The organism is Reichenbachiella sp., from assembly GCF_039944555.1.
GTDB lineage: Bacteria > Bacteroidota > Bacteroidia > Cytophagales > Cyclobacteriaceae > Reichenbachiella.
In genome coordinates, this window is sequence record NZ_JBDUYN010000012.1 from 251952 (window position 1) to 264333 (window position 12382).

At 40.6% G+C, this 12382-nt stretch carries 14 protein-coding genes and 1 tRNA gene; 11 read left to right on the forward strand and 4 right to left on the reverse strand.

The window, feature by feature from the left end; all coding sequences use genetic code 11:
• The first annotated feature begins 10 nt into the window (after positions 1-10).
• Genes ABJD64_RS18640 through ABJD64_RS18665 form a run of 6 tightly spaced genes read left to right on the forward strand, consistent with a single transcriptional unit; the run spans position 11 to position 4152 of the window.
• Positions 11-748, forward strand: coding sequence for an iron-sulfur cluster repair di-iron protein (locus ABJD64_RS18640; RefSeq protein WP_348180742.1), 738 nt, complete (start codon positions 11-13; stop codon positions 746-748).
• Positions 749-1162, forward strand: coding sequence for a Holliday junction resolvase RuvX (gene ruvX / locus ABJD64_RS18645; protein ID WP_348180741.1), 414 nt, complete (start codon positions 749-751; stop codon positions 1160-1162). It abuts the gene before it with no gap.
• The gene (gene def, locus ABJD64_RS18650) at positions 1159-1713 is read left to right on the forward strand and encodes a peptide deformylase (RefSeq protein ID WP_348180740.1); all 555 of its coding nucleotides are present in this window, start codon (positions 1159-1161) and stop codon (positions 1711-1713) included. Before ruvX ends, def begins: the two co-directional genes overlap by 4 nt.
• A gap of 1 nt (position 1714) precedes the next feature.
• Positions 1715-2848: a methionine aminotransferase gene (locus tag ABJD64_RS18655; protein WP_348180739.1), complete on the forward strand. Its 1134-nt coding sequence runs from the start codon at positions 1715-1717 to the stop codon at positions 2846-2848.
• Entirely contained in the window at positions 2836-3633 is a 798-nt protein-coding gene (locus tag ABJD64_RS18660; RefSeq protein ID WP_348180738.1) for an amidohydrolase, read from the forward strand. Before ABJD64_RS18655 ends, ABJD64_RS18660 begins: the two co-directional genes overlap by 13 nt.
• 24 nt (positions 3634-3657) lie before the next feature.
• Complete coding sequence (locus ABJD64_RS18665; protein ID WP_348180737.1) at positions 3658-4152, forward strand: hypothetical protein; 495 nt, start codon at positions 3658-3660, stop codon at positions 4150-4152.
• A 92-nt stretch (positions 4153-4244) separates the two neighbouring features.
• Here ABJD64_RS18665 and ABJD64_RS18670 read toward each other — a convergent pair whose 3' ends face one another.
• Positions 4245-6392, reverse strand: a complete 2148-nt coding sequence (locus tag ABJD64_RS18670) for a T9SS type A sorting domain-containing protein (RefSeq protein ID WP_348180736.1) — start codon at positions 6390-6392, stop codon at positions 4245-4247.
• 103 nt (positions 6393-6495) lie between these two features.
• Here ABJD64_RS18670 and murF point away from each other — a divergent pair, with 103 nt between their 5' ends.
• The 3 genes from murF (at position 6496) to ABJD64_RS18685 (ending at position 8560) form a co-directional block, all read left to right on the forward strand.
• The gene (gene murF / locus ABJD64_RS18675; RefSeq protein WP_348180735.1) at positions 6496-7776 is read left to right on the forward strand and encodes a UDP-N-acetylmuramoyl-tripeptide--D-alanyl-D-alanine ligase; all 1281 of its coding nucleotides are present in this window, start codon (positions 6496-6498) and stop codon (positions 7774-7776) included.
• On the forward strand, positions 7767-8423 hold the full coding sequence (locus tag ABJD64_RS18680) for a DUF2461 domain-containing protein (protein WP_348180734.1): 657 nt from the start codon (positions 7767-7769) through the stop codon (positions 8421-8423). The genes murF and ABJD64_RS18680 overlap by 10 nt, the downstream gene beginning before the upstream one ends.
• A gap of 62 nt (positions 8424-8485) precedes the next feature.
• Positions 8486-8560: transfer RNA gene (locus ABJD64_RS18685), tRNA-Val, on the forward strand.
• A 142-nt stretch (positions 8561-8702) separates the two neighbouring features.
• Here the strand turns inward: ABJD64_RS18685 and ABJD64_RS18690 are convergent.
• Both ABJD64_RS18690 and ABJD64_RS18695 read right to left on the reverse strand, forming a co-directional pair.
• On the reverse strand, positions 8703-9203 hold the full coding sequence (locus tag ABJD64_RS18690) for a hypothetical protein (protein WP_348180733.1): 501 nt from the start codon (positions 9201-9203) through the stop codon (positions 8703-8705).
• An 87-nt stretch (positions 9204-9290) separates the two neighbouring features.
• Complete coding sequence (locus tag ABJD64_RS18695) at positions 9291-9554, reverse strand: helix-turn-helix transcriptional regulator (protein ID WP_348180732.1); 264 nt, start codon at positions 9552-9554, stop codon at positions 9291-9293.
• A gap of 51 nt (positions 9555-9605) precedes the next feature.
• Between ABJD64_RS18695 and ABJD64_RS18700 the strand changes: the two genes are divergently transcribed.
• Together ABJD64_RS18700 and ABJD64_RS18705 are read left to right on the forward strand one after the other, a co-directional pair.
• Positions 9606-9821 carry a hypothetical protein gene (locus ABJD64_RS18700; protein ID WP_348180731.1) on the forward strand — a complete coding sequence of 72 codons (216 nt, stop codon included), beginning with the start codon at positions 9606-9608 and terminating at the stop codon, positions 9819-9821.
• Between the two features lie 81 nt (positions 9822-9902).
• Positions 9903-10547: a LysE family transporter gene (locus tag ABJD64_RS18705; RefSeq protein ID WP_348195348.1), complete on the forward strand. Its 645-nt coding sequence runs from the start codon at positions 9903-9905 to the stop codon at positions 10545-10547.
• A gap of 67 nt (positions 10548-10614) precedes the next feature.
• Here ABJD64_RS18705 and ABJD64_RS18710 read toward each other — a convergent pair whose 3' ends face one another.
• On the reverse strand, positions 10615-12348 hold the full coding sequence (locus ABJD64_RS18710) for a chitobiase/beta-hexosaminidase C-terminal domain-containing protein (RefSeq protein ID WP_348180729.1): 1734 nt from the start codon (positions 12346-12348) through the stop codon (positions 10615-10617).
• Positions 12349-12382: the final 34 nt, after the last annotated feature.

Sequence of the window (12382 nt, forward strand, 5' to 3'; positions counted from 1 at the left end):
ACCTATAGTGATGAAAGAGAAGTCAATTGAAATATTAGTTAATGAGAACTTTGTATATGCGAAGGTTTTAGATTATTTCGGCGTAGAATATTACAAGTCTAGAAACCAGACACTCCAAGAGGTTTGTAAAAGTCATAAGATTGACCCCAATCATTTGCTTGAAGTATTCGAAGGTGCGCAGCAACGTAAAGGTGTCAATTCTCAGGAGTTTAAAAGATATCCCGCTCGCCTAATTATTGGATATCTAAAACACACACATGAGTTGTTCATTAAGGATCGATTGCCATTCATTCTAAGACAAATTAATGCATTGAATACAAGCTTGGATCAGGAGCTTATAGGTGATCTTAAAATGGTCTTGCCCATGTTTGTGGATGACTTCATTCATCACATTTATGAAGAAGAAGACAGACTTTTTACGTATATCAGCGACTTGGAGCGCTTTGTAATAGGAAAGAGCGCCTCTTCCAAAATGCTTGCCAATATAGACTCTTTTTCCATACAGGAATTTGCTCTTCATCATGGGGATTCGGACGATGAAATGAGAGGAATTCGAGGTATTACCAATCACTATAATACACGGAATATTGAGGATATTCAGTTGAAGGTAATTTTTAAAGAGCTGCAAGCTTTTGATGATGAGTTGAACAAGCATGCGCATATCGAAAATTACATATTATTTCCTAAAGCCTTAAACTTGGAAAAACAGGCAAAAGAAAAACTAAGTAATACCTACAGCCTAAACTAAATGGGCAGAATTCTAGCCATTGACTTTGGAACAAAAAGAACTGGTCTGGCCGTCACTGATCCACTCAAAATTATTGCCTCTCCTTTGGAAACTGTACGAACTTTTCAAGCCATAGATTTTCTAAAAAACTATCATCAGACAGAGGGCATTGAGGAATTTGTCATAGGCATGCCGAAGGATTTGATGAATAAAGACACGGACAGTACTGCTTCTGTTAGGTCTTTTATAAATTTGCTAAAGAAAAACTTTCCGGATCACGACATCCATCCGATTGACGAAAGATTCACCAGCAAATTGGCTATGGATGCGATGATAAGAGGAGGAATGAAAAAGAAAGATCGACAGAAAAAGGAAAATGTGGACAAGGTGAGCGCGGCGATCATTTTACAATCATATTTAGAATCAAGGTTATGATTTACCCCATTGTAGTATATGGCGACCCTGTTTTGAAAAGGGAGGCTGATGAGATAGAGGAAGGCAGTATCGATGTGATTAAGCTCAGAGACGACATGTTTGAGACGATGTACGAAGCCAGTGGAATCGGTCTTGCTGCACCTCAAATAGGCAAGTCCATTCGTATGTTCATAGTTGACGGAAGTCCATTGGACGAAGAAGGAATGGAAAATTTTAAAAAGGTCTTTATCAACCCGGAAATCGTTTGGGAAAAAGGGGACAAATGGAATTTTGAAGAAGGCTGTTTAAGTATCCCAGGCATTCGTGAAGAGATATCAAGGCATGCTCAAATCCGCGTCAACTACCTTGATGAAAATTTTGAGGAGCACGAAGAAGAATTTGATGGAATGAAGGCCAGAATAATTCAACATGAATACGATCATATTGATGGCATCTTATTTACAGACTACCTGACACCCTTCAAAAAACGTGTATTAAAAGGTAAGTTGAACAATATCAGCAAGGGGAAGTGCGATGCCGACTATAAAATTAAAGTCCCATCAAAAAAATAGAATGACCTCTAAACTACCCAATGCCCAAACCTCCATCTTCGCTGTAATGTCGAAGATGGCAAATGAGAATAATGCGATTAATTTGGCACAGGGATTTCCCGATTTCGACGTCGCTCCAGATCTGATTGATCGTATTCATCATTACATGCAGCAAGGGTGGAATCAATATGCCCCCATGCCAGGTGTACCTGCCTTGAGGGAAGTAATTGCCAAGAAAATAGACAGCACATACCATGTAGATGTATCGCCGGATGAAGTAACCATAACCTCCGGAGCGACTCAGGCGTTATTTGCAGCAATTACGGCTATTGTGCATGCAGGTGATGAGGTTATTTTCTTTGATCCGGCGTATGATAGCTATCTTCCTACTATTCAACTTTGTGGGGGGATACCTATTAATATTAACTTGGACAAGAAAGACTTTTTCATTCCCTGGAAAGAGGTAGAACAAAAGATTACCAATAGGACTAAGCTAATCATTATCAATACACCGCATAATCCAAGTGGTGCCATTTTATCGGCTGATGATATCCAGGAATTGGCGCGACTCACGAGAGATAAGGAAATTTATGTCATTAGCGATGAAGTTTACGAACATCTCATTTATGATGGAGCTGAGCACTGCTCTGTGCTGAAAAATGAGGAGCTTAGGAAGAAGAGTGTAGCCATATATTCCTTTGGTAAGACCTTTCATGCGACAGGTTGGAAAATGGGCTATACAGTAGCACCGGGATTTCTGACCGATGAGATACGAAAAATCCACCAGTTCATGGTTTTCAGTGTCAATACGGCAACTCAATGTGCGTTGGCAGATTACTTGAAGGAGCCAAATAATTACAACTATTTGCCGGATTTTTTTCAGAAGAAGAGAGATATGCTTCTAGCTTTTATGGAGCCATCCAGGTTCGAGCCTATCAAGTGTCATGGCACTTATTTTCAGACTTATTCGTATGCTGGAATCAGTGACCTGCCTGATCGAGAAATGGCAGAGTGGATAACCAAAACTCATGGTGTGGCGTCTATACCTTTGTCTCCATTTTATACAGATGGTTCGGACAATAAACAGATTCGTCTTTGTTTTGCCAAAGGAGAAGAAACCCTGAGACAAGCCGCAAAAAAATTATGTCAGATTTAACAGTAGCAATTATACAGTCGGACCTTCATTGGGAAAATATTGATGCCAATCTGGCCTCATTCGAAGAAAAGATTTGGAGTATTACAGAACCCGTTGATGTTATCATTCTTCCGGAAATGTTTAACACAGGTTTTTCGATGGCAGCAGGTCGCCTGGCAGAAGTTTCTGGCCTTAAAACTCACAAATGGTTGCTTCAGATGGCCAATCAGAGGGACGCCTTGGTGGGAGGAAGCTACATCTTAAAAGAAGGCTCCAATTACTTCAATCGATTCTTTGCGGCTTTTCCTGATGGCTCATTCCAAACTTATGACAAACGCCATCTTTTTACTTTGGCCAAAGAAGAACAGTTTTTCAATGGTGGGAAAGAGCGTCTTATCATAGAATATAAAGACTGGAAAATCTGTCCGCAAGTTTGCTATGACTTACGCTTTCCGGCATGGACGAAAAATCGAATGGATAAAAAAACGGGTAGGTTCGAATACGATCTGCTCATGTATGTGGCCAGTTGGCCAAAGCCAAGGATAAGCGCCTGGGATACCTTGCTAAAGGCACGTGCCATTGAAAATCAAGCTTATACATTGGGTTGCAATCGAGTAGGAAAGGATGGCAATGGATATGAGTACGTGGGCCACAGTGCTGCTTATGATTACTTGGGTGAGCAGCTCAGTTTTGCAGATAATCACGAAGAGATTATCATCCAAAAACTTCAAAAGTCACCGCAAGAAGAGTTTAGAACTAAGTATCCTTTTGTAGCTGATAGTGATGACTTCACTATTAATATCTAATTTTTTCAATCAAACAAACTAACAATGAAATTGACATCTAAAGCACTTTTTCTGTGTATTGCCATTTTGAGTTTTGGTTGCGGAGATGACGACACAGACGGCCCATCATATGATTTTAAAGATCAAGTGGCTCAAGGCAGCATAAATGGCCAAAGCTGGACATTTGTATCAGGCAGAGCATCTATATCTGAGGAACAGCTAAGTATTGACTTAGCCGCCGACAGTGACGCCGTTCCTTGTGAGGCATTCAGTTTTGCAGGATTAAAAATATTTTTCACCGTGGACAACAAAGTAGCGCTGACTGAGCTTTTCTTCGACCTGGAGAACTTTGATGGAAAAACAGCAACTTTTTATGATCCTGACGATGGGGAGTTTGGTCTAAACATTATTGCTGTGGAAGGAGCAATAGAAATATTGAGTATTACAGATAATGAAGTGAAAGGACGAATCGATGTTCGGGATGGGCATGATAATACATCGTCTGTGAATGGTAATTTCACAGTAGAAATTTGTCAATAATCAATTGTGAACGACCTGTTCTCAATAAGCTATTTGGCTTTGAGTAGAGAAGATTATTTCTACACTTCCTTCTCTGCAATAGAAGTTTAGCATCATTCACTAAGTACAATTTTTGAAGTACAACTTTGCCCCCCGTTTGTTGCTTTTGCCAAATAGAGACCACTTTCAAGATGGCTCAAATTTAGGCTTGATATGTTATAGGCCGAAAGAAAGGTCTCTAGGATTTTCCTACCTGTTAAGGTGTAAATTTCTAATCGTGTATTGGATTGGTTGGTCAAAAAGTTAACTATGTGATCTTCGGATGAAGGGACAGGGAAGGCTTGGAGTGTAAGACCGTTTTCTACCGATTCTCCGGAATTGGCCAATAGCCTGACACCACCTTGAATGCTTCCTATAGCCAAAGTACTCTGGCCGAACAATTGTCCCGCAGCTGGCTTTGAAACTCTACCAAAACGAGTGGGGACGAGAGCTGAACCCTCATCTGTTCTGATGAAAGATTCTTGCTTAGCTACACTAGCCGACCGAAAATTGGAATAAATGACTAATTGACCAGATCGGTCGGTGGTGATCAAATCGGGAACATCGTCACCATTAATATCGCCGGTTGTTATGGATATGTTGCTCCTATCTCCTGAATCCATAATCCCCAGAAACTCTGAACTCTCAAGAGTAAAGGTAGGGTCACCGATAATACCAGTATTTGTATGATACTCTAGTCTACCACTTGATAGTCCCAACAGTAAATCGGGTAGACCATCTTCATTGATAGCAGTCAAATGAAAATCGTCTAAGGATGTTAAGTTTACATTCATAGTCTTTAATTGAGCCAGGTCGAATAACATCTGAGCATTTCCCTGATTAATTAGGTAATGTATACCTGTCGAATTGACGGCATCACGAGCTGAAAAAACAAGATCAACCAGTTGGTCATTATTCAGGTCAATGAATTGAGGCTTAATAAAAGTAAGGCCTAAAGTGGATAATCCAAATAAATCGTCAGTCTGCCATACCATTCCCGTTGTAGTCGATTTGAAGTAGGACATAGAACTCACATATTCGGAACCAGTTGGATTTCCTGCATTGCCAATGATTAAATCATTGTTGCCATCACCGTCAACGTCTGCTATGGCAGGGTAGGCAAATTCACCCACATCAATCATTTTGTCCTGCAGAAAAGGTGTAGCTGAGCTAAACAAATTGGTGTTTAATTGGCCCACGTTCTCATAGAGGAGGCTTGAGGATTTGAAGTCTATGTTTTGATCGTCATTTGATCGCTCATTACTAGATATCAGCAGATCTTTCTTGCCATCAAAGGTCACATCCTCATAGAATGCAGCCGGAAATGAACTGAAATTTATAGGAGTACTGAAGTTAGGGAAATTATTGTCAAAGGAATCAAATGAAGCATTGGCTGTTGCGCCATTATTTTCCGCAAAACTAAGATTGTTGCAAGCCTCCTGGCTAAGCACGATATCTAACAATCCATCCATATTGTAATCTAAAGAAAGTATGGCCTTGCCTCCGGCGTGAAGTATTCGGCCCGAAGCACTACAGGGCTCGTCAACGGTAAAATCATCACAATCACAATCCCTGATTTCGCCGTAAGTTCTGGTCTCTCGTACGAATTCTAAACCACAAGTACCGGTATTTTCAATGGTGTGATTTTGATGAAATTCAATCTGATTACTTGAGGCAAAATCAAAAACCAAAATGTCCAGATCACCATCGCTGTCCAGGTCGGAAATGGATGGAATATCTGTTGGATTGAACAAGAGATTAATTTGAGAACTGGAACCCTGAGTCTTTAAAGGGTCAACCACTAAATCCCAGGTTAGACCCGCTCCGGATGAAGTATTTCTAAATACTCTAATGCCTTGCCCGGTATATGTAAAGAGATCTTTTTTTCCATCGCAATCATAGTCGGCAAGAACAAGCCAGTGCTGAATGCCATAAGGAAATAAATATTCAAACTCAGGCTTGTAAGTATAAGTCTCACCTGTATTCTCGAAGCAATTTATCTTATCCGATGAGCGATCGAACAAAATCAAATCGAGGTCATTATCACCATCCACATCAATAGTTTGAAATTGTGCACTGTTTATACCTCCGGCAAAAGCAAGAATAAGCTCAGTTTCATTGGTGGTAATTGTAGGTTGAATAAATTCCAACTCCACTTGCCCAAAAAGAGAGCCTGTCCTACAAAGTAAGAACAATAAAACATGGGTAATTCTAATCATCATTAATTACGATCCTTCTGGCTCATGGACAATCAAACTTATAATAATCAAAAATATTGAGTGCTGATAAATATATTTGTGAGTTGCCATACAAATAACAACAAACTTGGACCAAACCATTTCATTCCTTTACGAAAAATTCTTAGCAAGCGACGGCGTTTGTACAGACACTCGATCCTTACAAAAAAATCAAATCTTCTTTGCCCTCAAAGGCGAAAGCTTTAATGGGAATACTTATACGTCTCAAGCCTTGTCTGCAGGGGCACTGATGGTGGTAGTTGACGAGAATGAATTCCAGATAAATGATAAATGCTTATTGGTCAATGATGTGTTGACCTGCCTTCAGGAGCTGGCAAGCCATCACCGAGACCAGTTTGATATTCCATTTTTCGGGATCACCGGATCAAATGGAAAGACCTCGACCAAGGAACTTACAGCGAGAGTGATGAGATCCGACCGAAAAGTCCAATTCACAAAAGGCAATCTGAACAATCATATTGGAGTACCGTTGACTTTGCTGAATATTTCAAAGGATACTGAATTTGCAATTATCGAAATGGGTGCCAATCATATAGGCGAAATTGCCCAGCTATGCGAAATTGCTAAACCCACACATGGGCTTATTACTAATATCGGTACCGCACATATTGGAGAGTTTGGCGGACAAGACGCTATAATAAGAGCAAAAAGTGAGCTTTTCGACTACTTAAGAAAAAACAATGGGATTCCGTTTATCAATGTTGATGATCGCGTATTGCAAAATATGTCCAAAAGATTTTCTAACGCAGTCACCTATCCCAACGAACTTTGTATGCTGGAATCAGCTGCTCCTTTTGTGCACTATAAAGACGAACGCGCCGAGTCTCACACAACTGAGATGATTGGAGCCTATAACTTTCTGAATATCTCCGCAGCCGTGACCATAGGCAAACATTTTGGTGTAGAAGAGCCCTACAAGGCAATTGACGGCTATATGCCAGACAACAATCGATCGCAAATGACCGAACTCGGTTCCAATACCATAATCCTCGATGCTTACAATGCAAACCCAGACTCAATCCGTGTGGCTCTGGACAACCTATCAGTGATAAGGAGTAACCAGAAAGTGGCAATTCTTGGTGATATGAAAGAGTTGGGCATCTATTCTTACGACGAGCACAAAAAAATAATTGACTATGCTGAAACCTTAGGACTTGATCAAGTGTATTTGGTAGGGAATGATTTTGTGAAAGCACATGACCATTCAAATTCAACAGCTTTCAAAGGAATTAATGAACTAATTATGCAACTCCAGGAGCATCCGCTCTCAGCCGCTACAGTATTGATCAAAGGCTCGAGAAGCATGCGAATGGAACAGCTCACAGAACGCTCAGACTTATGGACTTAAAACCTACCGTAAAATTTCTTAAAGAACTGTCTGCTAATAACAATAAAGAATGGTTCGATACGAACAGAAAGACTTATGAATCTTGCAGAAAGGAGTTCTTGACCTTAGTCTCCTCTGTTATTGGAGAAATCGCCAAGTTCGACCCTGATTTGACTGATGTAGACCCAAAGAAATGTGTATTCCGAATCAATAGAGACATTCGATTTAGTAAGGACAAGACACCCTATAAGACCAATTTTGGTGCCTTGATGGGAGCCAATGGAAAGAAAACCGAGGGAACAGGATTTTACGTTCATTTTGCTCAGGGACAAAATTTTGCGGGAGGAGGTATATATATGCCGCCGGCCGATACTTTAGCAGCTATCCGGCAGGAGATTGATTACAATCCTGGCACCCTGAATAAATTGATTCAATCGAAAGACTTTAAAGAGACATTTGTTGATATCAAAGGTGACAAACTCAAAACAGCACCAAAAGGATACCCCAAAGATCATCCCAATATCGACCTGTTGAGACTTAAAAGTTTCTATGTGATCAAAGAATTCAGTGAGAAAGAACTGACCGCTGATGGCTTTTTTGAAACACTGATTTCAACCTACAAAAAGGCGCATGAATTCAACAAATATTTAAAAGAAGCAATTAGTTAAAAATTTGTGTCAAAAGATTTGGAAATATACATTCATAATCTATTTTTGCACACCCAAATCAAGGGCGCTTAGCTCAGCTGGTTCAGAGCACCTCGTTTACACCGAGGGGGTCGGGGGTTCGAATCCCTCAGCGCCCACAACTACGAAAGCCATTGCAAACAGCAATGGCTTTTTTGTTTTCCGGAGAAAATTATAGAAGGAGTACAAGAAGTGAGAGTTGAAGAATGATTCTCGATTGAGTCAAAATACTACCATTCTCTTAGTTGAGTTGAAAATAATTTACTCCTCGTTTGCCTTCAACCTGATATTAATACCCTGAATCGTGACGGCAATTACGTAGGCAAATAACAAATAGCCCAGGTAGTTTTGAGTGATCTCAAACAATTTGCAGTCGCATATGTCAGAGTAGTTGCTCGTTTTCCTGATAAAGGCCGAGAAGCTGAACTCTAGTGCATGAATGAATGACAAATTGTGGTGGCTGGTAGAACCAAAATATACGGCGGCAAACAGAAAAATACTACAGAGTGGACTGGCGATTCCCCAGAGAATCAGACCGGGAAGTCTGATGAACTTGCTATTTGAAGCCTTTGCCATATTGAGCAGCATCCAGATGATCACAAATACTGCCAGGACAAACGAAACCCATATCACCAATTGGTTGTAAAACAGCTTCGGATAGAACTGACTAATCAAGAGGACAACAGGAGGGACAAGAAATCCAATACCCAGATTGAGAATGGTATACTTTTGAAGAAGATCGGTTTTTCTGGTATCTGTCAAATAGTAAATACTTTGACTAAAGATAACTAGTAATTAATGAAAAGGGAATTCGCCCAAAGCGCGGTGTTACATTAGTGATTACCGAACTCATATTTCATTGAAAATATCAGAAAGACTGACATCCAATGTACTGGCTATTTGATCTACATTTTTTAAGGACAGATTTCTTTCGCCTCGTTCAACACGGCCAATATAGGTTCGGTGAAATCCGGACCTAAAAGCCAACTCCTCCTGACTCCACCCCTTTTGATCTCTAAATTTTTTTACCTGCTGCCCGAAACGTTTTAGTACATCATCCACAGAAGTAAATAAGCAGCTATGTGACTTATAAGTCAACAGCCAATGTGTCACTATTTGGTAATTCTGTATTATCTTTCAGCTTCTGATATAATTGACCATCTCATGGAAATACGCTCAGACGACCTCAAACCCATAGCAGAATTGATCAATCTCGTTTATTCAGGTAATGCGCTGGACATGAAAAGCGACTTGCACTTGATTATTTGCCTGCTCCATTATGTTGATTCGGGAAGCGTCACGAGAAAGGAAATGGAAAGAGCTGTTTTCATCCTCAAAGAGTTAGGAGATAGACTGCAGATTATTCATGAACAAAGCTGAGACCCTATGGCGAACAAATCCACCCATGAATACCATTCATCCAATTGATCAAAACTATTCAGCAATTGTCAAAGGCTGCTGATGGCTTGGTTATGTAAATTACTACCATTAGCTCAAGTAGATCTTATGGAGTTTGCAAGCATTTCTTTTCTGTCCTTTATCATGATTACCTCCATTACCCCAGGGCCAAACAATATATCCAGCGCTTCCATGGGAATGTTGCTGGGTTATCGAAAGACGCTGAATTATCTTTTGGGTATTTCCACGGGTTTCTTTCTGTTGATGTTGGTCTGCTCATTGTTATCGACTTCTCTATTGCATTATGCACCTTCAGCGCAACAATATCTGAAATATGTGGGTGCCAGCTATATCATCTGGTTGGCTTGGAAGACACTATCGGCCAGCTATGCCGCGGATGCCGCAGGTCAGCAGTTGGCTTCATACACACGTGGCCTCACCCTACAGGTGGTTAATCCAAAGGGATTGGTCTATGGCCTGACCATATTCACTACCTTTTTGGCAGGCACCAATGGTGATTATCTGGTCTTGATATCGTGGGTGATTTTTCTGGCTTTGGTTTGTTTTGCGTGTACTTCTACCTGGGCACTTTTTGGCGCTCTTATTCAAAAGTATATGAGGAACCAAAAGATCAAATTTGGCATCAATGTGTTGCTCTCACTAGCACTTATTTATACTGCATTAGACATAGCTGGCTTCCTGGGTTGAAGTTAAAGTATAAAAAAACCGAAGAGCATGGCCCTTCGGTTTCAATTTCTTCCAGTTGTAACTAGGTCTACTTAACGAAGATTTCAATCTCTTCTGAAGTGGTTATGTTACCCAACTTGTCTACGGCTCTCACTTGATAGGTCACCAGACCTCGGGTATTTATTTTTACCGGTTTAGCGTACTCCAATTCTGCTTCACCGTTGAGGGTGTAATAGACCTTATCAGTGTCAACGGTTTTGTCTGTAGCGGCAAGGAAGAGTTTCACGCCTTTAGAATAGACATTAATGGGTTGGCCATCTTTTTCATCCAATATGATCTTACCCACTGGCTCCATACTCAGGATGTGCTCCACTTTGGGTCCTGTGTTGTCCACCACAAAGAAGAATGATTTGGTATTTCTGTTGTTAACTTGGTCAGTACCATAGAAGTCAATCGTGTAGAAACCTTCTTCTTCGAGCTTGATGGCTCCATCGTAAGTCTGACCAGTCCCGCCATTAATCTTATAGCCTAAATCTTTCACACCACTTTCTGCGTCAATGGCCGCCAGGGCAATTTCAGAATTGCTGGTAACGAAGGCTGTATCTCTGGAATGGTACTGATTGCCTGTAAACTCATATTTGATTTCAGGAGCTTCCATATCGATATCAAGAGAAGATCGGCTCAGATTGGCCTCTTCCAACTTTCCGTCAAATCGGTTATTCACTTTGTCCGTAGCAAAGTAAGTAATGACATGATTTCCGCCGGTTTTGTCCATGATAAAAGGTTCGTAATAGGTCTCTGGATCAGCACCGTCAATAGAATATTTGATGGTTTTCACGCCAGCTTTATTATCCTCTGCTGTCAATTTTACTTTGGTACGCGTTGAAACAAACACGCGGCCTCGATTTTGATACTGATCACCTACTATAGTCGCTTCGACAACAGGTACCGTACTGTCCAGATAAAACTCAATAATTTTATCATCTTCCTTATTCTTCACATTGTCATACCCGTAGTATTTGATCGTATGAGGCCCGTCTTCCAAATCGGATAGGTTGATCTGATCGGTAAATATCTTTTCCGGTCCATCATCTATTTGATAGCCAATTCGATTCAATCCTGATGTTGCGTCTACGGATTGCAATTTGATATAGGTTCGCGGCGCGAAGATCATTCCGCTACGATCGTTATGAACTGTATACTCCGAAACCGGACTGGTCAGGTCAACTCTGAACTGATACATCTGAATAGGCTCTACATTACCCGTGTTATCAGCGGAGTATATTTTCACATCGTACTCCTTATCTTGATTCAGATCCTGATCCTTAGAGAAGGCAAGGAAGTTATTGTTGTCTATAGAATAGAATGTTTTCTGTACGCCGGACTGATTGTCCGATGCCGTACTTTTAAACTTTAGACCCTTGCCATAATATTGCTTGCCATCGGCATTTTTATATTCTGGCGACTCATCAAATGCAACGGTCGTTTTAGGGGCCTCACTATCTCGATATACTTCAAACAAAAGCTCAAACTTAGGTTGAATTTGTTTCAACGCAGAGTCAGCCGCCCAATTCGATCTGATGTAATTGACCCCTTCAGTATCCAAATACATAGGATTTGTATAATCTTTATGCACCTCACTTTTTAGCTGATGGAGATCCTTGCCATCAGGAGATTCTGATATGAATAAGTAAACCGGGTTTTTACCGTGCCAATAAAGCTTTCCATCCTCACTGATGTAATACTTTTGTTGGACATTTGGCTTTTGTTGGGAATAGGCCGCAAGTGGACATAGAATTAGCAGGAAAAGCGCCTTTCTCATAGCAACAGGTATTAAAATATTTTTATTAAATAAC

What these genes read in the sequence shown, in the direction of transcription:
- ABJD64_RS18700 (WP_348180731.1), top strand. Translation starts at nt 9,606, where the DNA reads ATGGAAATACGCTCAGACGACCTCAAACCCATAGCAGAATTGATCAAT.
- def (WP_348180740.1), top strand. Translation starts at nt 1,159, where the DNA reads ATGATTTACCCCATTGTAGTATATGGCGACCCTGTTTTGAAAAGGGAG.
- ABJD64_RS18665 (WP_348180737.1), top strand. Translation starts at nt 3,658, where the DNA reads ATGAAATTGACATCTAAAGCACTTTTTCTGTGTATTGCCATTTTGAGT.
- ABJD64_RS18680 (WP_348180734.1), top strand. Translation starts at nt 7,767, where the DNA reads ATGGACTTAAAACCTACCGTAAAATTTCTTAAAGAACTGTCTGCTAAT.
- ABJD64_RS18705 (WP_348195348.1), top strand. Translation starts at nt 9,903, where the DNA reads ATGGCTTGGTTATGTAAATTACTACCATTAGCTCAAGTAGATCTTATG.
- ABJD64_RS18660 (WP_348180738.1), top strand. Translation starts at nt 2,836, where the DNA reads ATGTCAGATTTAACAGTAGCAATTATACAGTCGGACCTTCATTGGGAA.
- ruvX (WP_348180741.1), top strand. Translation starts at nt 749, where the DNA reads ATGGGCAGAATTCTAGCCATTGACTTTGGAACAAAAAGAACTGGTCTG.
- ABJD64_RS18655 (WP_348180739.1), top strand. Translation starts at nt 1,715, where the DNA reads ATGACCTCTAAACTACCCAATGCCCAAACCTCCATCTTCGCTGTAATG.
- ABJD64_RS18640 (WP_348180742.1), top strand. Translation starts at nt 11, where the DNA reads ATGAAAGAGAAGTCAATTGAAATATTAGTTAATGAGAACTTTGTATAT.
- ABJD64_RS18670 (WP_348180736.1), bottom strand. Translation starts at nt 6,392, where the DNA reads ATGATGATTAGAATTACCCATGTTTTATTGTTCTTACTTTGTAGGACA.
- ABJD64_RS18710 (WP_348180729.1), bottom strand. Translation starts at nt 12,348, where the DNA reads ATGAGAAAGGCGCTTTTCCTGCTAATTCTATGTCCACTTGCGGCCTAT.